Annotated in this window: 22 protein-coding genes, 1 tRNA gene and 1 pseudogene; 14 read left to right on the top strand and 10 right to left on the bottom strand. The window is 49.2% G+C overall.

Translation table 11 applies throughout. From position 1 onward, the window contains the following. The coding region (locus AC2215_RS23010) for a glycosyltransferase (protein WP_486812356.1) at window positions 1–713 on the bottom strand (713 nt) is incomplete at its 3' end. A gap of 155 nt (window positions 714–868) precedes the next feature. Between AC2215_RS23010 and uvrC the strand changes: the two genes are divergently transcribed. The 8 genes from uvrC to AC2215_RS22970 all read left to right on the top strand — a co-directional run bounded on the left by uvrC (window position 869) and on the right by AC2215_RS22970 (window position 9,776). After that, complete coding sequence (uvrC, locus tag AC2215_RS23005) at window positions 869–2,758, top strand: excinuclease ABC subunit UvrC (RefSeq protein ID WP_486812355.1); 1,890 nt, start codon at window positions 869–871, stop codon at window positions 2,756–2,758. 385 nt (window positions 2,759–3,143) lie between these two features. After that, entirely contained in the window at window positions 3,144–3,764 is a 621-nt protein-coding gene (locus AC2215_RS23000) for an RNA polymerase sigma factor (protein ID WP_486812354.1), read from the top strand. Between the two features lie 330 nt (window positions 3,765–4,094). After that, on the top strand, window positions 4,095–4,571 hold the full coding sequence (locus AC2215_RS22995; RefSeq protein ID WP_486812353.1) for a GNAT family N-acetyltransferase: 477 nt from the start codon (window positions 4,095–4,097) through the stop codon (window positions 4,569–4,571). Between the two features lie 49 nt (window positions 4,572–4,620). After that, window positions 4,621–5,127: a GNAT family N-acetyltransferase gene (locus AC2215_RS22990; RefSeq protein WP_486812352.1), complete on the top strand. Its 507-nt coding sequence runs from the start codon at window positions 4,621–4,623 to the stop codon at window positions 5,125–5,127. A gap of 24 nt (window positions 5,128–5,151) precedes the next feature. Continuing rightward, on the top strand, window positions 5,152–5,604 hold the full coding sequence (locus AC2215_RS22985; RefSeq protein ID WP_486812351.1) for a hypothetical protein: 453 nt from the start codon (window positions 5,152–5,154) through the stop codon (window positions 5,602–5,604). Between the two features lie 7 nt (window positions 5,605–5,611). Then, window positions 5,612–8,002: a CHASE2 domain-containing protein gene (locus AC2215_RS22980; protein WP_486812350.1), complete on the top strand. Its 2,391-nt coding sequence runs from the start codon at window positions 5,612–5,614 to the stop codon at window positions 8,000–8,002. Between the two features lie 209 nt (window positions 8,003–8,211). Further along, window positions 8,212–8,589: a hypothetical protein gene (locus tag AC2215_RS22975; RefSeq protein WP_486812349.1), complete on the top strand. Its 378-nt coding sequence runs from the start codon at window positions 8,212–8,214 to the stop codon at window positions 8,587–8,589. Window positions 8,590–8,888: 299 nt separating this feature from the next. Next, a complete protein-coding gene (locus AC2215_RS22970) occupies window positions 8,889–9,776 on the top strand; it encodes a DUF928 domain-containing protein (protein WP_486812348.1) in 888 nt (295 codons plus the stop codon). A 53-nt stretch (window positions 9,777–9,829) separates the two neighbouring features. Here the strand turns inward: AC2215_RS22970 and AC2215_RS22965 are convergent, their stop codons facing one another. After that, window positions 9,830–11,119: a WGR domain-containing protein gene (locus tag AC2215_RS22965; RefSeq protein ID WP_486812347.1), complete on the bottom strand. Its 1,290-nt coding sequence runs from the start codon at window positions 11,117–11,119 to the stop codon at window positions 9,830–9,832. 337 nt (window positions 11,120–11,456) lie between these two features. Between AC2215_RS22965 and AC2215_RS22960 the strand changes: the two genes are divergently transcribed. Further along, the gene (locus AC2215_RS22960) at window positions 11,457–11,573 is read left to right on the top strand and encodes an element excision factor XisI family protein (protein ID WP_486812346.1); all 117 of its coding nucleotides are present in this window, start codon (window positions 11,457–11,459) and stop codon (window positions 11,571–11,573) included. Between the two features lie 68 nt (window positions 11,574–11,641). Here AC2215_RS22960 and AC2215_RS22955 read toward each other — a convergent pair. The 6 genes and pseudogenes from AC2215_RS22955 to AC2215_RS22930 all read right to left on the bottom strand — a co-directional run. Further along, window positions 11,642–11,791, bottom strand: a pseudogene (locus AC2215_RS22955) (HepT-like ribonuclease domain-containing protein); the annotation flags it as partial. Between the two features lie 63 nt (window positions 11,792–11,854). Beyond that, window positions 11,855–11,989: a ribonuclease HepT family protein gene (locus AC2215_RS22950; protein WP_486812345.1), complete on the bottom strand. Its 135-nt coding sequence runs from the start codon at window positions 11,987–11,989 to the stop codon at window positions 11,855–11,857. Beyond that, on the bottom strand, window positions 11,979–12,359 hold the full coding sequence (locus tag AC2215_RS22945) for a nucleotidyltransferase family protein (protein WP_486812344.1): 381 nt from the start codon (window positions 12,357–12,359) through the stop codon (window positions 11,979–11,981). Before AC2215_RS22945 ends, AC2215_RS22950 begins: the two co-directional genes overlap by 11 nt. Window positions 12,360–12,661: 302 nt before the next feature. After that, window positions 12,662–14,890, bottom strand: a complete 2,229-nt coding sequence (locus AC2215_RS22940) for a flotillin family protein (RefSeq protein ID WP_486812343.1) — start codon at window positions 14,888–14,890, stop codon at window positions 12,662–12,664. A gap of 117 nt (window positions 14,891–15,007) precedes the next feature. Then, entirely contained in the window at window positions 15,008–15,712 is a 705-nt protein-coding gene (locus AC2215_RS22935) for a DUF1449 domain-containing protein (RefSeq protein ID WP_486812342.1), read from the bottom strand. A 146-nt stretch (window positions 15,713–15,858) separates the two neighbouring features. After that, complete coding sequence (locus tag AC2215_RS22930; protein ID WP_486812341.1) at window positions 15,859–16,008, bottom strand: hypothetical protein; 150 nt, start codon at window positions 16,006–16,008, stop codon at window positions 15,859–15,861. 83 nt (window positions 16,009–16,091) lie between these two features. Here AC2215_RS22930 and AC2215_RS22925 point away from each other — a divergent pair, with 83 nt between their 5' ends. Next, the gene (locus AC2215_RS22925; RefSeq protein ID WP_486812340.1) at window positions 16,092–16,664 is read left to right on the top strand and encodes a hypothetical protein; all 573 of its coding nucleotides are present in this window, start codon (window positions 16,092–16,094) and stop codon (window positions 16,662–16,664) included. Between the two features lie 279 nt (window positions 16,665–16,943). On the opposite strand, the gene pyrE is transcribed toward AC2215_RS22925, so the two are convergent. Continuing rightward, entirely contained in the window at window positions 16,944–17,546 is a 603-nt protein-coding gene (pyrE, locus tag AC2215_RS22920; protein WP_486812339.1) for an orotate phosphoribosyltransferase, read from the bottom strand. Between the two features lie 241 nt (window positions 17,547–17,787). Here pyrE and AC2215_RS22915 point away from each other — a divergent pair, with 241 nt between their 5' ends. After that, the gene (locus tag AC2215_RS22915) at window positions 17,788–18,261 is read left to right on the top strand and encodes a hypothetical protein (protein ID WP_486812338.1); all 474 of its coding nucleotides are present in this window, start codon (window positions 17,788–17,790) and stop codon (window positions 18,259–18,261) included. 103 nt (window positions 18,262–18,364) lie between these two features. On the opposite strand, the gene AC2215_RS22910 is transcribed toward AC2215_RS22915, so the two are convergent. Next, a tRNA-Ile gene (locus AC2215_RS22910) sits at window positions 18,365–18,437 on the bottom strand. 120 nt (window positions 18,438–18,557) lie between these two features. Here AC2215_RS22910 and AC2215_RS22905 point away from each other — a divergent pair. From AC2215_RS22905 to metK, 3 genes are all read left to right on the top strand, one after another. Continuing rightward, window positions 18,558–18,800 carry a hypothetical protein gene (locus tag AC2215_RS22905; protein WP_486812337.1) on the top strand — a complete coding sequence of 81 codons (243 nt, stop codon included), beginning with the start codon at window positions 18,558–18,560 and terminating at the stop codon, window positions 18,798–18,800. A gap of 188 nt (window positions 18,801–18,988) precedes the next feature. Then, window positions 18,989–20,638, top strand: coding sequence for a hemolysin family protein (locus AC2215_RS22900; protein WP_486812336.1), 1,650 nt, complete (start codon window positions 18,989–18,991; stop codon window positions 20,636–20,638). A gap of 439 nt (window positions 20,639–21,077) precedes the next feature. Next, on the top strand, window positions 21,078–22,334 hold the full coding sequence (gene metK / locus AC2215_RS22895; RefSeq protein WP_486812335.1) for a methionine adenosyltransferase: 1,257 nt from the start codon (window positions 21,078–21,080) through the stop codon (window positions 22,332–22,334). Window positions 22,335–23,034 lie beyond the last annotated feature (700 nt).

Genomic DNA, 23,034 nt, shown 5'->3' with positions numbered 1-23,034 from the left:
GGCGGTACGTCCGGCTGGGCGAAAAAATGGTCTAAAACGGCCGCGAGCGATCGAGCCTGGGGAAGCCCCTTATACATGGCGCTATCTGCATGTTGGCGGTACAAAACGGTAATCTGCCGCAACCACGCCGCCTTGCATCCCCGCAGCGCCAACCGCAACACCAACTCCGTATCCTCTGCCGGGGGAAACCGGGAATCGAATCCTCCCGCCTCCACCAGCCACTGACGACGAAACATCATCGCGCTGGGGAGAACCGGTTTCCATCGCAACCAGGATTCCAAATCTAGGGTGGGAATGTCCCGCCACAGTTCCACATCTAGCAGAGGGTTTCCTGCCGCATCGACGCGCCGCCAGCCGCTATGTACCATTCCCAACTGTGGTTGCGCGGCGAATACCGCTATCTGCGCGGCGAGTTTGTCGGGGAGGAAGATATCATCAGCATCGAGAAAGGCGACGAACTCCCCTGTTGCGGCTTCAATTCCTCGATTGCGCGCGGCGGATACTCCCTGATTGGTTTGGTAGATGTAGTGCAGGCGATCGCCATATTGCTCTACCATCGGCTGTAAGATTTGCTGCGTCTCGTCTTGGGAACCGTCATCGATGACGAGAATTTCCCAGTGGGGGTAGGTTTGCGCCAACACGCTGCGGATGGCGGCAACGATGTAGCGATCGCTATTGTAGGTGGGAATGATGACACTGACGAGGGCGTTCATGGGAGGGGGAATCTCGTTATACTGCTAACTGTTACGGAGGGCGAAGCATTCGGGCAAAAAGTTGCGGGTTCAATATCAAAGTTTCTAGCCGAATGCTTTGCCCCTACAGATATTGACAATTGACAATTAACAATTGACAATTTCAAGAAATAATCATGTCTGCGACTCAAGTTCAACCGCTGCTCAAAAATCCCGATCGCCTGGAAAGCCGACTGAAGGAAATTCCGGCGGAACCGGGGGTGTATTTGATGCGCGATCGAGATGATTCTATCCTATATATTGGCAAGTCGAAAAAACTGCGATCGCGGGTGCGTTCCTATTTTCGCGAATCCCAGCAGTTGAGCGATCGCATTGCATTGATGGTGCGGCAGGTGTGCGATATCGAATTTATCGTCACCGATACGGAAGCGGAAGCCCTCGCCCTGGAAGCGAACCTCATCAAACAGCACCAACCTCACTTCAACGTGCTGCTTAAAGATGATAAGAAATATCCCTATCTCTGCATTACCTGGTCGCAAGAATATCCTCGCATTTTTATTACCCGCAAGCGACGGATGGCGAAAGTAAAAGACCGGTATTACGGTCCCTATGTGGATACGGGTTTGTTGCGCAGTACCCTCAATATCGTCAAGCGTATTTTTCCCCTTCAGCAACGTCCAAAACCCCTGTTTAAAGATCGTCCCTGTTTGAATTACGATATCGGACGCTGTCCCGGCGTTTGCCAGCAGCTCGTTTCTCCCGAAGAGTATCGGAAAACCGTGCAGAAAGTGGCGATGATTTTCCAGGGAAGAACTCAGGAACTTATCGAGATTTTAACCGATCTCATGCAGCAGGCTTCAGAAAATCTGGAGTTTGAAAAAGCAGCTCAACTGCGAGACCGAATTCAAGGCTTGCAGTCTTTGGGGGCAGACCAAAAAGTATCTCTACCGGACGATCGCGTTTCTCGGGATGCGATCGCCCTGGCTGCGAACGATCGCCTTGCTTGCATTCAACTGTTTCAAATTCGCGCCGGAAAATTGGTGGGGCGACTGGGGTTTATTGTCGAATATTCAAGCATAAAATCCGGGATTTTGCAAGGGGATATCGGTGCCATTTTACAGCGCGCTTTAGAAGAGCATTACCAAAGTGTCGAATCGGTGGAAATTCCCACGGAAATTTTAGTACAAGCAGAACTCACTGACGAAGAAATTCTATCGGATTGGTTGAGCGAAAAAAAGGGACGAAAAGTTTCGATCGTCGTTCCTCAACGGCAAACTAAAGCCGAACTGGTGGCGATGGTGGAACGCAACGCCGAATACGAATTGGCACGGATGCAAAAAATGGGCGATCGAAACTTGCAAGCGATGCAAGATTTAGCAGAGATTCTCGATTTACCCGAACCTCCCCACCGGATTGAAGGGTACGATATTTCTCACGTTCAAGGTTCCGATGCGGTGGCTTCTCAGGTTGTATTTATCGATGGCATTCCCGCCAAACAACATTACCGCCGCTACAAGATTAAAAATCCGGAAGTTCGAGCGGGTCATTCCGATGATTTTGCCAGTATGGCGGAGGTGATTAGTCGCCGTTTTCGCAAAGATAAAGCCGTTACGGAGACGGGCAATAAATTTCCCGACTTGGTGATGATAGATGGCGGAAAAGGACAGCTTTCTGCGGTGGTTAATGTCCTGCGAGAAATGGACTTACTCGATCGAGTTCGCGTTGTCAGTTTAGCCAAACAACGAGAAGAAATATTTCTCCCCGGCGAATCGTTTCCCCTAAAAACTGATGCCGAACAGCCGGGGGTACAACTGTTACGGCGATTGCGAGATGAAGCGCACCGATTTGCCGTCACATTCCACCGCCAACAACGCACCGAACGAATGCGGAGATCACGTTTAGATGAGATTCCCGGCTTGGGATTTACCCGCCAAAAAGAACTCCTGGCACACTTCCGCTCGATCGACTATATCAGCATCGCCACCCCAGAACAACTGGCGGAAGTACCGGGCATCGGACCGCAATTGGCACGGCAGATTTACGATTATTTTCATCCGGCTGTCTAAATTTGAGCCTCGAATGTGCACTGTGGCAGGCATTTGGAACGGTCTGTCACATTTTTGCTGCCGAGTTGCACATAATAATAGACCCACACAAGCAATGAATGCTATATCGCATTTTTAGCTGAGTGAGGTTACTAGTTGCTTGCATGAAACAAGGCATTCCCGTTTGCTCCGGAATGCCTGCCATTAGGTGTATCTCGCAAACAACGAAGTTTAGACAGGAGGTGTCCCATGTCACCCTAAAAAGAAAATCAAATGTGATGAAATCACAATCCGATGCTCGCAAGGCTAACGTTGCAAAGACACCAACTTTTAAAACTTCAGCACTCAGGCTAATGCCTTGTTGTAGCTAGAGTTTTTCCCAACCCAAACTACGTTTAGACAGGAGGTGTCCTATGCCACCATAAGGAGAAAACCAAACGTGATCTTGTCGCAATCCGATGCTCGCAAAGCTCAAGTTGCTCAATTTGAAGTAGTTATCCAAGGACTCCTTCAAGCAAGCAATCAGTTTTACACTAAGTCTGAAGCTCGTCAGTTAATTCTGGCAGTCCAGTACTACCTCAAGCAATTTAATCTACAAAACTGTGAAGTTGCGGATATTTTAATTGAAGTTTACCTTCGCGGTCGAAGAAAAATTGAGCGAGGTGAGTTTTTGACTCATCCTATGGCTTTTATTCGAGTTGTCGCTCTGAACGTCATTCGAGAAAAGTTTAGAAGCCAACAAAAGTTTTGGCCAGTTGGAGATTACGAGGTAGAGTATTTTCTGCCTCCGGAAAATTTGAGCGATTATTACTTGGATGAAAAAACAATTGCCGCTCTTACCGCTTTTCACAACTTAAAAGAGTCCGATCGACAAGCAATCGAGTTGCACTATTTGCAACACCTTGCTTGGGCTGAAGTTGCAGCGTTGCTGAAGCTTCGAGAGCCAACAGTCAGGCAAAAAGGTCGCAGAGCTTTAAATCGCTTGCGTCAAGCCTATCAATCAATTCTTGAGAAAGCTGTTGCCTAGGGCTAAGGACTTGGTTTCAGGGTGTGTCTGCGTTCTCAAAAATATAAACTTAATTCAAAATACTAAAGGATAGAATAGAGAAAAGCGATCGCCGAGAAAATCACACTACACTCAAAACACTATTCACCCTACGAGTGACTGTCACATTTCGGCTGCCCAGTTGCACATAATAGATAACCACTAGCAACGAATGCAGTATGGCATTTGTTTGCTGAGTGAGTTTACCTAGTTGCTTGCTTAACAAGGCACTCCCCTTTTGCTCCGGAGTGCCTTCCATCAGGTGTATCGCGACAAATACTAAGTTTAGAAGGGTGTATTTACTTCTGCCAGATGTATCAATTTAGAGAAGCAACTAAAAACGACTTTGAAGCTATCTGCCAACTCGTTCCCAACAAAGAAGAACTTTTTTTGATGCATCCCAATGGACAATATCCATTAACTGTTGCTCAAATTCAAGAACTATCTCGCGTCCGCAAAGAATTAACGGTAGCTGTATTTGAAGATCGGATTATTGGATTTACCGATTTTTATGATTTTAACGTCGATAAATTTGCTTTTATCGGTAATGTTATTATCCATCGAGACTATCGCGGTCGAGGTGTTGGCAGGCAGATGATTTCACATATGGTGAAAATTGCCTATGAAAAATATAAATTGCCAGAAATCCGGATTTCATCGTTTAACCAGAATGCACCGGCGCTCTTGTTGTACTCAAGTCTAGGATTTATTCCCTATGAAATCGAAGAGAAGAAAGACTGGGATGGTAATCGAATTGCCATGATTAATCTGAAAATGAAGCGCGATTAACAGCAAGAGAACGAATCATTCTCGATCGACATGAAATGGGTGTAGGTTCATGGAAATTCAAACTCAACGCTTAGTACTTCGTCCTTTGAAGAGCGGCGACTTGGATGCAATTCATAGGCTTTGGACGGCTCCGGGGGTGCGTCGATATTTGTGGGATGATGAAATTATCCCGCGCGATCGAACCGAAGATATTCTCCAAGAAAACGAACGTTTATTTACCGAGAAATCCTTTGGTTTGTGGGGCGGTTGGAGTCAGACTCGAGAGCGCTTAATCGGCTTTTCTGGATTTTGGTATTTTCGCGAACCGCCGGAACCCGAAATCCTCTACGGTGTTGCCGACGATCTGTGGGGACGAGGGTACGCCAGCGAGATGGCAGCGGCGATGGTTGCCTATGGTTTCGAGAAACTGAACGTTCCCAAAATTATCGGTAGCACCGACGCACCGAACGTAGCATCGAGTCGGGTGATGGAAAAGTTGGGTTTCCAGCTTGAAAAACGGGAAACCGTTGAGGGGCTCGACACGTTATTCTACGGACTTTCAAGACTTTCTACTTAATTCGAGAAGGTGGGCAGTTGAGTGATGAGCGATCGAATTCAATGCCGGGGAGAATACTGCCCACCCGACCATTACTGTTATCCTGGGTCGATCGCAGATGAAGTTTTGCAACAAAAATGGCAAAAACCGAAAAAAAGCTTTGGTGACGCTGAAATCTCCATAGAAGCCATATCATTTCCGGATATCATGCAGGCAACAACGAGCAAGACCGACTCATATTTCTGGATGCAATGGAAGCGATCGCCCCGTATCTTCCATCCTCCCATCCCCGATCCGGCCGCCTCTCCCGACACCCCGCACGGGCAAAGCTGTTGGACATCTGAGATTTCGTTCGATCGGCAATTCATCGCTCAAATGCGCGCGCCCCTACAGCACTCCCGCGTGTTCCCCGTTCCCCGTTGCCCGTTCCCCGTTGCTCGTTCCCTCAACACCTCGAAGCAAAAGGGTGCGAACGGCTATAACCGAGAGCGAGGATAGAGCAGCTATGGGAAAGCGAGCAATCCTCAAACTCCTCGGCAATCTCGATATCGGCGTTGGAGTCACCCTCGAAATCGAATCAGATGCACTACCGGGTTCGAAAAAGCAACTCGAACTTCTCGGTCGTTTGCCAGCGAACCCCGATCTGGCCGCCACCGTCCGAGACCACTGGGAAAATCGATATCGCTCCATTGGTGCCCCCTATCGCATCAAACCCGAAGGAATCGAATACGATGGCAACGTTAACGAGCTCGAAGAATGCCGGAAATCGGCACAAGAGGTCAAGCGGGGTCTCGCCGAATGGTTGAATGCACGGGAGTTCAGAGCGATCGAGCGAAAACTGTTCGAGAAAATCTATCGCGCCGGACGCCCGCGAGTCCTCATTTGCACCGACGATCCCCTACTTCAGAAACTCCCCTGGCATTTGTGGGATTTTATCGAGAGTCGCAACGCCGAAGTGACTCTGAGCCTCCCGAACTTTCACCGCTTGACGACCCCAGAGCGCAATCCCAAGACCTACGTTAAAATCCTTGCCATTCTCGGTCACCGTGAGGGAATTGATACCGACGCAGACCGAAAGTTGCTGGAAAATTTGCCCGATGCTGAGGTGGTTTTCCTGGTGGAACCCCACCTCCAGCACATTCACGATAGCCTTTGGGAGCAACACTGGGATATTATCTTCTTTGCCGGCCACAGCCAAACCGAGGGGGAAGAGGGCAAAATTTATATCAACCCCACCGATAGCCTTACCATTGACGAACTGTGGTACGGCTTGAAACAGGCGACAAAAAACGGATTGCAACTGGCCATTTTCAACTCCTGCGACGGATTGGGATTGATGCGGCGACTCGATGACTTGCAAATTCCGTTTACCGTCGTCATGCGGGAATTGGTTCCTGATGAAGTCGCCCAAACCTTCTTAAAATATTTCCTCACGACCTTTGCGAGCGGTAAACGCTTCGATCGAGCAGTGCGAGTTGCCCGAGAACGGTTGCAAGGTCTCGAAGATAAATATCCCTGCGCCAGCTGGTTACCCGTCATTTTCCAGCATCAGACCGCCGTTCCCCCCACTTGGGAAGAATTACAAGGAAAAACCCATACCCCACGCCATACCCCGGATGAGGGATTTCCGTGGCAGCGTTTGCCGGCACTACTCCTGGCGGGTTTGGCGATGGCGGGAATCGTCGCGGGAGGGCGATCGACGGGTATCCTCGAACCTCACGAACTCAAGGCATTCGACGGACTGATGCGACTGCGTCCCGAGGAACAACCCGACCCCCGCATCACGATCGTTACCGTCACCGAAGCGGATATCCAAGCCCAGGATGCCTTGGAACGGCGAGGTTCCCTCTCCGATGCCACCTTCGATCGACTCCTGGCAAAACTCAACCCCCACCAACCCCGCGCCATTGGTTTGGATATCTACCGACCTTTTGCGGTGCGTCCCCAATATCCGCAATTAGCCGAGCAGTTGCAGCAAAACGAGAATCTCATTCTCATTTGCGAAATTGGCGGGGGCGACGAGAATCCCCCCATTCCCCCACCGGAAAACGTACCCCTCGCTCGGGTTGGGTTTAGCGATTTACCCATTGATGGCGATGGTATCGTCCGGCGACAGTTTTTTGGGATGAGTCCGGGGGCGGAGTGCGATACCAGCCAATCTTTTAGCTTTAGTTTGGCCTACCGCTACTTGAGTGCGGAAGGGATCGAGTTCGATCGCACCGGACAAAACTCGTTTCGCATCGGTTCGGTGGAGTTTCCCCGCGTCGAACCCCACTCTGGGGGATACAACCAACTCGATGCGGGGGGATATCAGGTGATGCTCAACTACCGTTCCTCCGAAGCACCGGCACAGACTCTGACCTTGGGGGATGTTCTCGCCGATCGCTTCGAGCCGGAGTGGATTCGCGATCGGATTATCATCATCGGCACGACGGCCCGCAGTATCGAAGATGGCTTGCTGACCCCCTACAGCGCCCAATACCAGCCGATCGCCCATATTCCCGGCGTTTTCGTTCAAGGGCAAATGGTCAGTCAAATTTTGAGTGCGGTGAAGGATAATCGGCCGGTCTTGTGGGTCTTGCCGGGTTGGGGTGAATTTATCTGTATTTGGGTGTGTGCCTTTGCCGGGGCGACGATCGGGGAACTTCTCTTGTCTGCGTTCTTGCCACGAAAGTTACAACGGCTACAATGGTGTATCTATATGGTAGCTAGTGGTGCAGCGATCGGTATTGTGGGTGGTATGAGTTTCATCGCCCTCACTGCAGGGGTTTGGCTGCCGCTGGTTCCATCGGGATGGGCACTGGTATTGACGGGCGCGGGAAGACTCGCCATCGGCAACCCGCGAGGGGAAGAAAACTTCAGGGTCGAGGGCCTTTGGGGTACCCCAATCCAATAAGTTTTCTCCAATTGGAAATGGGATGTAGAAAATTGATATGCTGACTCGGATTGCTGGTGTAACGGCAAGTTAAATTGGCAGGGTTTGATAGCTACGATTCAACGGTTCTTATCTTGATATTGAGAGGGAACGTTGACTTCGCTGTGGGTTGAGATCGCCTTGTTTGTTGGAATCTGGCTGGCAACGAATCATATGCATCGACCTCAATTATGAAATCCATTCATGTAGCAGTTAAACCCCTCAAAACTTTCGTCAATCTCGCGTTTATCTTGGCTGTTTCGATCGAATCTTCAGCACTGGCATTGGTCCAAATGAATCTGGGAGATCGTTTAGTGAGTCATGCGCCAGAAGACTCTCCAGAAAATTATTTTGAGGGAACCGGGCAAACTGAAGCCCCGAATCGAAACGGTGGTGGAACTCATTGCCAAGAAAATCTCGATCGGATTTTATCGACCTCTTGGGAACATTCCACTGACGAAGTGCGACAAAGCCAACCCGAAGAATATTTGGACGATCGAGGGAATTTCGATCGCGATGGATATCAACACTGTGGCAACCAAAATAGAGTTTCAGGAGCAGCACGGTAGAGAAAACTGATGGATGGTCGTCGGAATTTCGTGGAGTTAAGGGTTTAAATCCGAGTCACTGTTCGGGGGGAAACGAGAGAATGAGGGTTGCAGGCAACAAAATTGGAGAATTCCAGCTCTTTCTCGCATCTTTATGAGCTTGAAGTAGTCTCAAACCCTATTAAATTTCTACTTCCTCCTGAACAGTTACGAATCCGAAATAGACCTGTTCGATCGAAAAATTTCTGCATCGTTTGTGACAAAACCAATTTTAAATTTCATATCAAAAAAATTGGATATAACGCATTGGAGGAAATTCTATGATTTCAAATCAATTTAATCTTCAACTCTTCAAGGCTTCTGTTTTAACAGCTTTGACTTTCGTTTGTTGCAGCTCTTTTTCAGAACCGATGTGGGCACAAGTGAGTGGAAACACTTTCAAACTCATCGAGACACAAAAAGATAATTCGCACTTGGCAGATACCGGGCAATCTGAACCTTCAAATCGTTATACTGGTGGAACTCATGCTAGAGATTGGGACTTCGAGAGAGATGGTCAAAGTCAGCCAGAAAATCTAACTCGAGGAGGATCGAGATTTAACTTTGATGGAGATGGTCAAACTCGATCGGGAAGTCGCGGTGGTGGAGCAAGTCGCGGAAATTGTCCCGTCAGCGAGCGACCGTTAACGGCACTTGTTCCCAAGATTAATTTAGGTTTAACCACCGAGTCTCATCCCACATTTTGGTTCTACATTCCTGACGAGATGGCTAACGTCAGCGAAGCCGAATTCATGTTACTCGATAAGGAAAATAATCCCGTCATCGACGAACCCATTATCGTCGAACTTTCAGAGACTTCGGGTTTGGTGAGCGTCTCCCTACCCGCCACCGCCAAATCTCTCGAAGTTGGGCAAGAATATCATTGGTTCTTTGCCTTGCAATGCGATCCGGACCGTCCATCGAATAACCCCACCGTGGATGGTTGGATTCAACGAGTTGAACCCGATCCAATCCTAGCCAGCGAACTCGATGAAACTCCCGATACCGAAGACTATGTTATCTATGCCAACCACGGCATTTGGTACGATGCCCTCACCGAACTGATCGAACAATACCGCACCCAAGAGGAAAACCCGATATTAGAAGCGCATTGGTTGGCGCTCCTAGAGGCAGTTTGCTTGGAAGAAATTTCCGCAACGCCAGAATAAATCTCAGAAGTGGCGATCTCCATAAGTTTGATGGACGGTATGGGTCGTGCAACTTACCCAAATTCGCACAGATACCGAATATTGCACTGATCGATAGAATAGACGATACTCTCTTGATTCATCACCCCTGCCGTTCCCGGACGCACGTCGGTGCTATCGTGTCCCTGTACGGGAAAACTGCAATTCCAGGTATCGGGATGGTACGATCGCCCCATAGCAAAATCGCACAGCAACATAAACGCGCGTTGCTGGGAATTCCCCGACTGATTCCAGTAATCCGTGGCATAGTTGAGCGCTTTGGTGGACTGCTCGGAACCGTAAATGCCGTTGCCAAACATCCGTCCCGTACACTGCACTGCCGTTGCTGGGGGAATGATCAACCCGCGTTTGAAGATACTCAGCAAATTGCTAGCGCGGGTTCCATGCCAGTATTGCTTCACATTGCCAATTGTGTCGGCTTTGGCGGCAAAGGCACGTTCCATGGAGGGAATCTTCACCTCGTACACCCGTTTGAGTTGGTAGCGGCAGGAGAGGTGGTGGCGGTTGAGGGTTTGACGGTAGCGTTGGCGAATCTGGCGAAAGGTTTTGCATCCCTCGGCGGTGGAGTGGGGAACGCGATGCAGGCTGCAATCGAAGACGTTTTCCTGGGTTTGCGCTGGGGTGCGGACGATCGCCGCATCGAGGGCATCTAAAATGGCATTCTGACGTTGTAATTGCCGGGGGTTGCGGAAGATAGACTCGTCGAGTTTCATCCCTAAGTCCTGAGGAATGAGTCGCAGGTAGCGGCTGACGAGGTGTTTGAAAGCGGTGCGATCGCTCGTGGGTGGGGCGGTGGCAATTTCCACGAGGAACTGACGCGCCTCAGCGATCGCATCGGGAGTGACCAACCCTAAGGGAGTTTTAAAGGTGCCGGTGGTGGCATTGTAGGTGATGTGGGTTTGGGAGACGATGTGGTGAATGTTGGTTTCGGTCAGGTAGCCGATCAGTTGCGCCACCCGGCGATCTCCGTCGGAACGAATCTGGGTGGTGGCGATCGCCGCTAAATCTGTGGCGCGGATAGACTCGGAGCTGTGATTATCGAGGGTTCGCGCTTCGGTATAGCCTTTTCTCAGCTTCTGCCGCTTCATCCGAAACAGCTTGTATTTGGCGGCTGCCACCGACCCGAGGGAATGGGCTTTGCACTGCAACTGCTTCCCCACTCGTCCCCACTGGGCAAGGAAGGTTCCATCGTCCCAAACGCTGCCCTGCCAGACTTTATTCGAGTTTTCACCCACTTCGACGTAAATGAGCTGGCATCGGGTGAGGAGCTTGGGTTGGGATGCGGTCTGGGATGTCGTATTCATGAGTTGATTTTATATTCAAGTGTAGGGATGAGTGAGGGCTTACAAGTTGATTTCTGGGATGGGCTACTTCTCCTAGATTCAATCGTATCGTAAATTGATTTTTTAGTCAATATTTTGTGTGTCAACAATTGTGTGTTTTTGGGAGAGTCAAGTTAGGAAATTTCTACTGTGACCGAACCAAAATCCCGAAAAATTGGTGTCGCGAAAGTCAATCCGACCTCAAAATTGCTGGAAATTGGGAGAAAAAGGGAACGAGTTTACAGGGGTTGTAGAGGGTGGTAAAGTTTAGATTAGTGGCGTAGCTTTATTTATTTTTTGTACGATAACCTATTTGACCGTGCCAGCTAGAGATATTCATCACAACACGGTTGCCGCAGGAATTCCCAAACAAGATATCGTATTGGGTTATCGATCTCAAGAAGGACGAAAACCGACAGGGTTTGTCATTTCGTAACCGTTGCCTCAAAATTCGGGTTGCGCTCGCCTGTACTGCACTATAAATTTTAGGTATACGCAACGCCATCACTCTCCAAATTCTTGTCGAAGAATCGTCCGAATCTCAACAAGCAGTTGTGGAACTTTATGTTCGACAACATCCCAAATTATCTCGTTTTCCAAACTGAAATAAGTATGCGCTAAAATATCTCTTAATCCAGCAATCTTTCGCAATTCAACCTGTGGATAGCACTAGCGGATCTCGTCAGGAACTTGCTTAACCGCTTCACCTATAATTTGTCAATTGCGAACCACAGCATCAAAGGTGCTATCGTCCTGAATAAACTCTTCTAAATTCATGCCAGTCGTATCGCGAATCACCTTCTCCCCGGCATCGAGAATATCCTCAAAATATAAGCGCAAGTTACGAGACATCGATTGCTTCTCGTTTCACCATTTCTCGCACTTGGGGTTTGAGCATTTTCAAACTCACCAAATCTACTGATGTCCCAAGCTTATCCTCCAAAAAAAATTTCAAATCCATATAGCGATCGAACGTAACCGTTCCCTCAAATTCCACCAATAAATCGACATCGCTGTTTTCCGTTGCTTCATCTCGTGCTACAGAACCAAATAATGCCAGTGATTTGACTCCGTAATCCCACAACATCTCTTGATGCTGCCTCAGCCAGGTTGTCACGGTTTCTTTATCCATCAAGTTTCTATGCCGTTGCACGCTTGCTAAATTGTTGTCTGAAATTGTATAGCGGTATTCAGTAAGGGCGCGGACACTCCGATCTAACATGAGCGTATCTTTTATCTTTCTCCCCCCGCTCCCACCGCGATTGCCAGCGATTGCCTGCCCACGGTCACTTGTGTCAAACACGCGACTGAATATGGCTATATCGTTGGAAAGGCGAGCAAGATGTTTGTGCTGACGCACACGCTTCGCGAACGCACTATTGTCCTAACCCGACTGAATACGGCTATAGTTGATTCAAAACGATCGCCCCAAACTCGAGAAACTGGAGCGATCGCATTTTCTGGCGCGATCGCAATTGAAGGATTTACAGTCGCGGTAGTATCACCATGCCTATCCCAGCAAGATTAACTCATCTTTTTATCCGATCGCGTTTTCCGAGAATTCGGCATTGGAGGTGGTGTCACTGTCGAGCTGGGATTTTGCGGTTTGGGAGGATTAGAAGGGGCGATCGCACTTTTCGATTCCGCCTCCGACGCCAACTTTTGCAGCAGCGGTTCCAAATCCTTCGGCAATGTACCCCCATTCCCGCGCATCAGTTGCATTGCCCCGGCAATTAACCCCATCAACTTTCCATCTTCCAACAGGGAATTAATCAACGTCATCCCACTCGTTGAAAGCATCAACTTACTAATCTCTTGAGTGCCATTGCCATTACTTCCATTCCCACCGGGAAACGCATAAATTTTCGCATCTCCCAACACCCCCGGCTGCGGTGCCAAAGCCGTCGTAATTTCCGGCAACCGCTCAATTAATTGCGGTCCGAGTTCGCTAATCACGTTCGCAATCCGGTTGGCATCGCTAATGGCATTTTCCGCCTCCACTTTCGCTTCAATCCCCTCAGCTTCCGCCAAATCCTTATCCCGATTTGCTTGTGCCAAAGTGCGAATCGATTCTGCTTCCAAATCTGCCGCTTGACGAGCAATTTCCGCCTGCCGCTTGCGTCGGAATACATCAATTTCGATGACATTTTGTTCCGTAATCCGTTCCCGTTCCGCCTCCTGTTCCGCAACAATTAAAGATAGCCGTTGTTGCCGTTGGGCTTTCTCGATTTCCGTCGCTGTTTCCACCGCCGATTCTGCTTTTGCCCGTTCCGCTTCGGCTATCAATCGTTCCTCTTCTTTGGCAGCAATGGCGATCGCCGCTGCTTGTTTTGCCAGTTGGGATAACCGTTCCGCTTCGGCAATTTCTACCTGGGCGGTAAGACGATTCGATTCGATAGTTTTCTGGCGATCGATTTCCGCCATTTCCGCCTCTCGTTTTTGCAAGGCTTGAGCAACTTTGAGCTTCTTCTCCTGTTCCTCAATTTCCACCTGGGCAGTCAGGCGATTCGATTCAATCGTTTTCTCCTGTTCGATTTGGGCCATCTCCGCTTCTTGCTTTTGCAGAGCTTGGGCAACCTTCAATTTTTTCTCCTGTTCTTCTAGGGCAATATCCGCAGAAATTTGACTTTGTTGAACCGCCAATTTTTTGCGAATTTGCTCTTCTTCCACAGCCTTCGCCTGCAAAATTTTCGTCCGTTCTTGATTCGCCGCTTCCTTATCTTTGGCTTCTTGAATTTCCCGTGCCCGCTGCGCCCGTAACGCTTCGAGTTCCAACTGCTGTGCTAGTTCCGCACTTTCTTTCGATTTCTCGATTTCCAAGGTTTGAGTGCGAGCGTTAAATTCCTTCTGTTCGATTTCCACCTGATTCATCAGTTCGATTTCTCGCCGTTCCTTGGCAGTGGTGAGTTCCACCTCTTCCTTCTGCTTAATCGACTTCTGAATCGTCTCCGTCCGCAGTTTTACCCCTTGGGCATCGAAAAAGTTATTCGTATCGTAGGTATCGCTTTCTTCAATTTCAGAAATTGCAATATTATTGAGAGTCAACCCCACCTTTTTTAAATCCGGTTCGATGAGATTGAGAACTTCTTGAGCGAATCCCAACTTGTCAGAATCAATATCCGCCAGTTTCTTGCTTTTTGCCGCCGCCCGAATCGCATCGTCTGCCCGTTTCTCAATGGCATTCTTAATATCTTCTGTAGTGATTTTGCCATTTTGAGATAACCGTTCCGTCGCCGTTTTAATATCATCGTCAAGGGCATTAATACAAACAAAAAACGTCACCCGCATATCCGCACGCAAGTAATCCTGGGTGCGAACGGCCAGTTTTCCCGTACGTTCCACATCGATCGAAATCTCCTTGAGGGGAACGCGAGTCAGGCGATCGAACACCGGCAACACCATGCATCCCCCGTGCTTGATCACCGTTCGTCGCTTCCGCAGCACCCCCCCAGTTTTCACGAAGGCTTCGTTGGCGGGAGTCACTTGATAGAGGCGAGAGTACACCAGCGTCCCTAAAACAATGAGAAAGACTAATGCCGCCCCGAGTCCGGCAAAGAGCGTTAAACCGCCTCCTAGCAAGCCGAGGGTGGGTTGAGTGGTTTGGGAAGGAAATGATGAAACTCGACCGGGAAAACTCGCGGGAATGGTTTCGAGGGGTGTGGTTTCTAGAGGGGTCATTGCTAGGGCAACCGATTCCGCTTCTCGAATATCGATCGAAGGTAAAGATTGCACGAATTCAAGCCAAAATAACATGGCATTTCCTCCAAAAATTGATGTAAATTTTGATGAAAAGATTAAACCTTTGGGTTTACAGTCAAGACAACGAAATTCAATTTCACATTGACAGCTTCAAGATTGCCAAACGGGTCACTAAACAGAAGGAGAAGACGCAGACATCCAGCGATCGAAATCGGCACTGTCTCGGGCAATAACCATATAGGTTCGCTCTTCGAGATCGATAACAATTACCTCATCCCCCCGTTGGGGAATCGCCATCGCCCATTCCGGCAGCGTCGCACTCACCGTCACTCGGTTGCGATCGGCATCGAGAACATCCACCTGACCGATTTTTCCCTTGGGAACGCACGCCGACGTCACCGTTCCCGTCAGTCCCACCAGGCGATCGTTGCGGGTATCTTCCCCAAACGTGGCAAACATCAAGCCGATGGGTCGGGCAATTGCTCGTCCGGTCATCAAACTAAAAACAACAGCCACCATCGAAATCAAACCGCCAAGGCCAAATAACCGACCCGGAATCCCACCAATGAGTTCGCCGACGAATACATTCAACATCCAACCCGACAAACCCACCAAACAAAAATCGATCGCCAACAATAACAGCAGCGGAACCCGACCTACCCCTAGCCACGACAGTAGTTTTAAGGCATTTAAGTCGCCATCGGCATCCACATCCGTCTCGACATCGGCATCCACATCCACATCCACATCCACATCTGCGTCGGCATCTAAATCTACCTCGTCGTCTCCAACTCCCCCCACAAAGACCAGGAGGAACAGCAATAGTCCCATTCCCAGACAAATCCAATAGGGTAAGTTAGCAAGATCGAACAACATAGGGGTTCAGTGGCGTGAGGGCGAACAAATTGCCATTTTCCAACTCAGCAGGCAAAGAAGAATCTCTACATTCGGGTCAATTCCCCGGGTCGTCAGGGTCTAATCCTATGATGGCAACGAACCAGACTCAATTTCAATTCATAAAGTCACTCGTACAGTTCATAATTTTCATCTTCGTCAACAGCCAGGGAAAGTTGCGGGGGTTCTCGCACCGGATTTCGCTTGCCGAGGGTACGTCGCCACGGTTCCATCCCCTCTCTAACTTGATATAGGTCGGATTGCTGCCATTTATGCACTTTGCGTTCGACCTAATATTGAAAATGGCAATTTTCTCTGTCACGTTCGATCTCGAATAAAATTTTAAATGTGGAGAGATACGATGAAGAAAAATTTTTTTCATCCAGGAGCAGCAGTTTGGATTGTAGATTATACGCTTTATAAGCAAAACCCTTTAACCTGGACGGCAGATGCTTATGCCATTGATGGTAATTATGGTTGTGGAAAGGAGTATGAGTATACTCGAGATTTTCCTGGAGTTGTCTCTCTAATCTCGTTGCACGAACAAATACTGCTACCAAAAATTTCAATAGGACTGATTCATTTTTCCCGTGGAGGATTTAATTATCTGATATCAGATATAGATAATCTTCCCAAGCCTCCTTTTTTGATATCGTCAAATTTAGATATAACACTAATTTTTGACGGTTATGTAAAAATTAATGGCGAACAAGACGTCATCCATTTAGACGATCCAGGACCTTGGATCTATGCAATTAGCTCAGAAAATTGGTTTGGGATGATGACAGTCCTCGAAGAGGAAAAGTTACATTTAGTTGCATTTTCCTCCGATAATCATGCGACGGTTTTAAAAGAAGATTGTTTATGGTCTTTTGAGTACGATTGCTCGGTTGGAAGAATCGGAGATGTTGGAGAAATACGATTTTTTAGATAGTATTTTATCTTCTTCTATCGTCGCCATTATCTAATTTTTTCCATTCTCTCAGTCAATTTTAAAATAGTAGATCCGACGGCTTCTACTATTTTTTTGTTTGGTAAAATACCGATCATAATAATTTTCACGGCAAACGCAAACGAATTCTCCTTAACTGTTTTTTTCCTTATCTTATTCAGATTAAACGAAGAATATTCTATTCTCAATCGTCTATTTTATAGAACAAAACTTTCCTGGTATTTCTCGTATAATTCGGCTAAAACGGATTATCTCCCTTTGTCAATTTTCCATTGTAAATTGCTTCAAATGTGCCTGTAAGTCTCGAATCGTCAAAATCGCCTGAAATTCCAAATTTTGCTCCTGATAAAACTCCGCGCCTCCTTGCTCGCGATCGACCACCGAAATCACCCGATCGACCTCGTACCCAGCCGCGCGCAACCGTTCCACCGCCTTCATCGCCGAAGCCCCCGTCGTCACCACATCTTCAAGGACCACCACCTTCGACCCCGCTTCGAGTTCGGGCCCTTCGATATACGCCTTCGTGCCGTGTCCCTTGGCTTCCTTGCGGATGATGAGTGCCGGAATCGGTTCGCTTTCGAGTGCCGAAATAACGCTCACCGCAGACACGATCGGATCGGCCCCCAACGTCAACCCCGCCACTGCTTGAGTATCTGGGGGCAACACTGCTAAAATCGACCGGGCGATCGCCAACGCGCCGACGGGATGAAGCGTTACGGTTTTGCCGTTGATATAATACGGGCTGCGCTGTCCGGACGAGAGAACGAAATCCCCTTCGCGGTAGGCAAACTGGCAAAATAAATCCAGAAGTTTCTGGCGCACGGCGGTCGGATCGGTTGGAAGCACGGCGGAATTGAGTGTCATATTGTCTAGAGTGAAAAAACGACGACAGATGATTGAGAGTTGTTGGGTGTGCGCGCGATCGATGAGAATAAAAGAGACAACTTCAGCTAGAGCCGTCAATTTCTCTCGATCGTTAGGTAACCGATTGGATCTTGAGTTACTATTTACACAAAAGTCAATACCAAAGCGGTTTGACTCGTTTGCATCCGTTCTCGTTCTTCCTTGATTTGAAGACACCGTCCCCACTCACTCACGAATTCAGATGAAGTACTGCTGCAAATCGATCGCCGGTTTATTCGCGGCGATCGCCAGTCTCTCCTCGATCGCTCTTCCCGAAGACGCTCTAGCTCAGAGTCGATCGCAGCCCTTTCAAAATTTCGACAGCCTTCAAATCCGAGAGCGAGAGAACGTCCGAGTCGTCCCCCTCATTACTCTACCCCAGGCTTTTGACAGTGCTTTTTACGAGCATGGCGAAACCTATTTCGATCGCACCAGCATTCAAGGAACCGCCGAGTCTTTGGGTGGGCTGTTCTTCCCGGAACTGGAAGTGGCAGACGATGCCGAGTCCGTGAACGCCCTCTACCGAGATGCCCTCAACCAGCAGCTGTACAGCGATCCCTTCATTCGTACCCGCGATTTAGACGTGTATAACGGATCTTTGCTAACATTGCCCTATGCTTGCGGTGTCAGTCCCGTGATTATTGACGGTACCGCATTGCAATGTTCTCGACGGTAACCCCAACTGACGTAACTCACCCAACCGTTTCCGGACTCGCAAGTTGCGGTCGGGTGAGCGCTCCAATCTTCAATCGAGTCAAAAGCTTGAGTATAGAAACAAATGGGCAGTGCAGGAGTTGAACCCGCCTAAGGCGAATTATGAGTTCGCTGCCTAAACCGCTCGGCCAACCGCCCATGGCATAGATATTGCTAAGATAGCACAACAGGCGTTGAAGATCCATCGCGACCCGATTCTTCAAAATCCGATCGATCCGATCCGCACCAGACTCTACTGCTTGAAAATCTGCAACCGAGATGAAACTCAATACCACGATCGTCCTAACCACCCTGCTGCTGCTCTCCATGTTCGGAGCGGGTTTGATGAGTTCAGTTTGGGGCTTTTCCCTGGGACGGCAAGCGCTGCAAGGGGTCACCCAACCCGACGTGCGTCCCACGAATAATTTCCTCGGCGATCGCGAAGGTTCCCGGCAAGGAGAAGCGGTCAAATTTTTGAAAGAAGAGGATATCCTCAAGCAAGTGGAAAATATCGAAGGTTAAGGAAATCGGCGAGGGATTCGATAGGATTGGCGAGAGTTGAACCCGGACTCATTGGCACCCTCACCGCATCTTCCCTTTCCCAATTGTGACGTCTAAAGTCGCCCCGCCCACCTATGATGGGTATATAAAGCTCTTTGAATCCGTTTTTCAAACTCACTTAATATTGACCTACATTTCCTTCAGCAACTATGAACCCTCGATCGGGGTGCGAAGAAGAAGCGAACCCATATCTGTTCTCCCGAATTCCCCCATCTTTTTGGTGGATCGCTCTAACACCGATCGCGGTGCTGGTGCTAATCGAGTCTCCGGCATGGGGGAGTTCTGGCGCGGGGAGTCCACCCCCCCTAGTCTGGTCGGATATCATCTGGCGCTTACTATCAGTCTTAGCACTCATTGCCATCAACGCCTTTTTCGTCACCGCCGAGTTTGCTATGGTCTCGGTGCGGCGATCGCGGATCAACCAACTCGTCGATGAAGGCGACTTGCAAGCGAGAACCGTTCAAAACCTACAAAACAACGTCGATCTCTTGCTCTCGACCACTCAATTAGGGATTACCCTATCGAGCCTTGCGTTGGGATGGATCGGGGAAAAAACCATGGCGAGTTTAGTCTTCGTCGGCATCGGACAACTCTCCATCGACAGCAACCTGGGAAAATTTCTCACCCATTCGATCGCCATTCCCGTCGCCTTTCTGCTGGTGGCCTACCTGCAAATCGTCCTGGGAGAGTTGTGTCCGAAATCCGTTGCCTTGCTGTACTCCGAAGAACTGGCGCGATTGCTCGGTCCCCCCAGCTTAACGATCGCCCGGTTCTTCAACCCCTTTTTGTGGATACTCAACCAATCCACCCGCTGCCTACTGCGGCTAGTGGGAATCTCCTATACCGGTCAAGGTTGGTACAATCGCGTTACCCCTGAAGAATTGCAGCTCATCATCGCCACCGAGCGAGAATCCACCGGTCTGGAAGCCGAAGAGCGAGAACTGCTCAACAACGTCTTCGAGTTTGGGGATGTCACCGTGGATGAAGTGATGGTTCCCCGCACCAGCTTCAGTGCCATTCCCGAAAACGCCACCTTTCGCAACGTCCTCCACGAAGTCGCCACCTCCGGACATTCAAGCTACCCAGCCATCGGAGAATCCCTCGACGACGTCAAAGGCATCGTTCACTTCAAAGAACTCGCCGAACCCCTGCAAAGCGGGACGCTGACCCTGGAAACCCCCATCGGACCTTGGATTCGTCCGGCGCGATTCGTCCCGGAATACATGCTTCTCAGCGAGCTGTTGCCACTGATGCAGCGATCGGCACAGTCGATGGTGATGGTTGTCGATGAATACGGCGGCACCGCTGGATTGGTGACCATGCAAGATTTAGTGGCTCAAATCATCGGCGATCGGTGCGAACCCGAAGACTCCGAAGACTTGAGCGTGCAAATCCTCGACGAGCAGACGTTTGTCGTGCAAGCGCAGATGCACGTCGAAGAAGTCAACGAGTTACTCGCCCTAAATTTGCCCTCGATCGATGAATATCAAACCCTCGGTGGTTTTACCATCTATCACATGCAAAAAATTCCCTCCGTCGGCGAAATCCTACACTACGAGGGTCTCGAACTGACGGTGATTTCCGCTGAAGGGCCCCGTCTCGATCGCATCCAAATCCACCGTCACTCATCCACACCAGAATCCATTTCCCTTCCCGAACCACAGCTACTCACCCTAGAAGAAAACCCGACATCCACCGAATTCGATGCCGAAGCGGAGGACATATTTCCCCCTTGGGAACCGGAAGCCGATTTGGAACTCAAAGGACGTGGAGAAGGGGAGACGCGACGGGAGCAGTGATGGAGTGAAGTGACCCCAAATTAATGACCCCAATCTAAAATCTAATACCGTTTTTCTATGAAGCTGCGCTAAATACTTCCTTACCCACTTAGGGTTTGAGCGCAGTTTTTTGATGCAGCTTCACATCGAATCGATCTATAGCAGTTCGCGCTGGTATCATTACAGATTTTCAGTCATGGGGAACACCGGAACACCGGAACGGGGAATGGGGAATGGAAAAAAACGATTTTTTCAAGAGTGTAAATAAACCAGCGCAAAGTGCGATAAAACCTAAAATCTATCTAAAATTTTGAATGGTCAATCGATCTAAAATATAAAATTTATCTAAAATTTTATATCTATTTCTCTTTGAATTGTTGTTACGCGATCCGAGCACAAACGGCAATAGTTTGTTATGCTAACAAGTCAAATTAATTTGCAGTTGCAGGAGGAGTAAGCGTTGTCTCGCTATTACTTATTTACCTCAGAATCTGTTACCGAAGGTCACCCCGATAAAATCTGCGACCAGATCTCCGATACGATTTTAGATGCCCTCTTTGCCCAAGATCCCAAAAGTCGGGTTGCGGCTGAAGTCGTGGTTAATACCGGTCTCGTGCTGATTACGGGAGAAATCACCTCCAACGCGCAAGTCAACTACATCCAACTCGCCCGCAAAAAAATCGCGGAAATCGGCTATACCGATGCCGATAACGGCTTTTCCGCCGAGAGTTGCTCCGTTCTCGTCGCCCTAGACGAACAGTCAGCGGATATCGCCCAAGGGGTAGATAGCGCCCAAGAACAGCGAGAAAAGGCGAGCGATGCCGAACTCGACGAGATCGGTGCGGGAGACCAAGGCTTGATGTTCGGCTTTGCCTGCAACGAAACCCCCGAGCTGATGCCCTTGCCCATTAGCTTAGCCCACCGCCTGACGCGCCGACTGGCGATCGTCCGTAAAACCGGCGTGTTGCCCTATCTGCGTCCCGATGGCAAATCTCAAGTAACGGTAGCCTACGAAGATGGCAAACCCGTTGGCATCGATACGATTTTAATTTCCACCCAGCACGATGCAACCATCGGCGAACTAACCGAAGACAAAGCCATCCGAGACAAAATCGAAGCGGATTTGTGGACGAACGTCGTCCAACCGGTTTTTGCCGATATCGACATCAAACCCGACGATAAAACCCGCTTCCTGGTGAACCCCACCGGGAAGTTTGTCATTGGCGGTCCCCAAGGGGATGCAGGACTCACCGGACGCAAAATTATCGTCGATACCTACGGCGGCTACTCCCGTCACGGCGGTGGTGCATTTTCCGGTAAAGATCCCACCAAAGTCGATCGTAGTGCGGCTTATGCCTGTCGTTACGTCGCTAAAAATATCGTCGCCGCCGGACTGGCCGATAAATGCGAAGTGCAAGTGAGTTATGCCATCGGCGTTGCCAAACCCACCAGCTTAACGGTCGAAACCTTTGGCACTGGAAAAGTCGATGAAGAAAAGCTGCAAACAGCGGTCGAAAAGCTATTCGAGTTACGACCGGCCGGAATTATCCAAACGTTCGATTTGAGGAATCTCCCAGCCCAGCGGGATGGGCGTTTCTTCCAAGATGTTGCCGCCTACGGTCATTTTGGTCGCTCAGATTTGGATTTGCCCTGGGAAAAAACCGACAAAGTCGAACCGCTTAAAGCGTTACTCCAACCTGTATCGGTCTCGGCGTAACCGTATCTCATCGCTGAAAACAGTTTGAAAGAAGGGAGAACGATCTCGTTCTCCCTTTTCTATTTGTCTTGCGGTTTGCATCCAAAATTGACCCCGCCAAGAGTCGATCGAAACAAGAGTTATCGAGATTTAGATGTTACCAACTGTTCGCGATCCGATCTCATTTTTCGGTAAATTTTTTGAAATTTTGTGATGGTTTTCAGACGGCTAGCGGGACCGTCTGCAGCGATGACAGTTGGCAAACTTCAGCGAGTGGTTCTCGATTGAGAAACGAGACTGGTACAATGGTTTGAAGACACCATCAATCGAGCTAAAACTGCGACGCAGCTTGTTAAACCTCTGGCAATCTATAACGTTGCCACTAGCTTCGCTCGAAAACGACCCGAAACTTTAATTCCAACTCGATATTCCGCACTCAATCTCCACCCAATCTTCGATGGGTTGAAAAACTCAATTCTGGGGAATTTGTCGCCATGCCGAATTCCGAACGTTTTCCCTTCATCGAAGCCACCGGATGAGTGAGTCGCGACCTCCTCTGGGGGAGGGTGGCATTAAGATTCCCACTGTAAGACCCGTAACCCATCCGATTGATTGGCGGTCGAGCAACCATGAGTCATCACTTTATTCCCATATTCTTGTTGCCCCTGGCAAGTGTCGCGACCTTACCCGTTGTGGCTCAGATTCTACCGGATGGGACGCT

The organism is Zarconia sp., from assembly GCF_057467645.1.
Note: the sequence above shows the minus strand (reverse complement) of the source record. Positions and strands in the feature narration are given on the sequence as shown.

Bases quoted from the DNA above. Each gene is read 5' to 3' on its own strand.
- uvrC (WP_486812355.1), top strand. From the start codon at position 869: ATGTCTGCGACTCAAGTTCAACCGCTGCTCAAAAATCCCGATCGCCTG.
- AC2215_RS22995 (WP_486812353.1), top strand. From the start codon at position 4,095: ATGTATCAATTTAGAGAAGCAACTAAAAACGACTTTGAAGCTATCTGC.
- AC2215_RS22990 (WP_486812352.1), top strand. From the start codon at position 4,621: ATGGAAATTCAAACTCAACGCTTAGTACTTCGTCCTTTGAAGAGCGGC.
- AC2215_RS22985 (WP_486812351.1), top strand. From the start codon at position 5,152: ATGAGCGATCGAATTCAATGCCGGGGAGAATACTGCCCACCCGACCAT.
- AC2215_RS22980 (WP_486812350.1), top strand. From the start codon at position 5,612: ATGGGAAAGCGAGCAATCCTCAAACTCCTCGGCAATCTCGATATCGGC.
- AC2215_RS22975 (WP_486812349.1), top strand. From the start codon at position 8,212: ATGAAATCCATTCATGTAGCAGTTAAACCCCTCAAAACTTTCGTCAAT.
- AC2215_RS22970 (WP_486812348.1), top strand. From the start codon at position 8,889: ATGATTTCAAATCAATTTAATCTTCAACTCTTCAAGGCTTCTGTTTTA.
- AC2215_RS22965 (WP_486812347.1), bottom strand. From the start codon at position 11,119: ATGAATACGACATCCCAGACCGCATCCCAACCCAAGCTCCTCACCCGA.
- AC2215_RS22950 (WP_486812345.1), bottom strand. From the start codon at position 11,989: ATGTCTCGTAACTTGCGCTTATATTTTGAGGATATTCTCGATGCCGGG.
- AC2215_RS22945 (WP_486812344.1), bottom strand. From the start codon at position 12,359: ATGTTAGATCGGAGTGTCCGCGCCCTTACTGAATACCGCTATACAATT.
- AC2215_RS22940 (WP_486812343.1), bottom strand. From the start codon at position 14,890: ATGTTATTTTGGCTTGAATTCGTGCAATCTTTACCTTCGATCGATATT.
- AC2215_RS22935 (WP_486812342.1), bottom strand. From the start codon at position 15,712: ATGTTGTTCGATCTTGCTAACTTACCCTATTGGATTTGTCTGGGAATG.
- AC2215_RS22925 (WP_486812340.1), top strand. From the start codon at position 16,092: ATGAAGAAAAATTTTTTTCATCCAGGAGCAGCAGTTTGGATTGTAGAT.
- pyrE (WP_486812339.1), bottom strand. From the start codon at position 17,546: ATGACACTCAATTCCGCCGTGCTTCCAACCGATCCGACCGCCGTGCGC.
- AC2215_RS22915 (WP_486812338.1), top strand. From the start codon at position 17,788: ATGAAGTACTGCTGCAAATCGATCGCCGGTTTATTCGCGGCGATCGCC.
- AC2215_RS22905 (WP_486812337.1), top strand. From the start codon at position 18,558: ATGAAACTCAATACCACGATCGTCCTAACCACCCTGCTGCTGCTCTCC.
- AC2215_RS22900 (WP_486812336.1), top strand. From the start codon at position 18,989: ATGAACCCTCGATCGGGGTGCGAAGAAGAAGCGAACCCATATCTGTTC.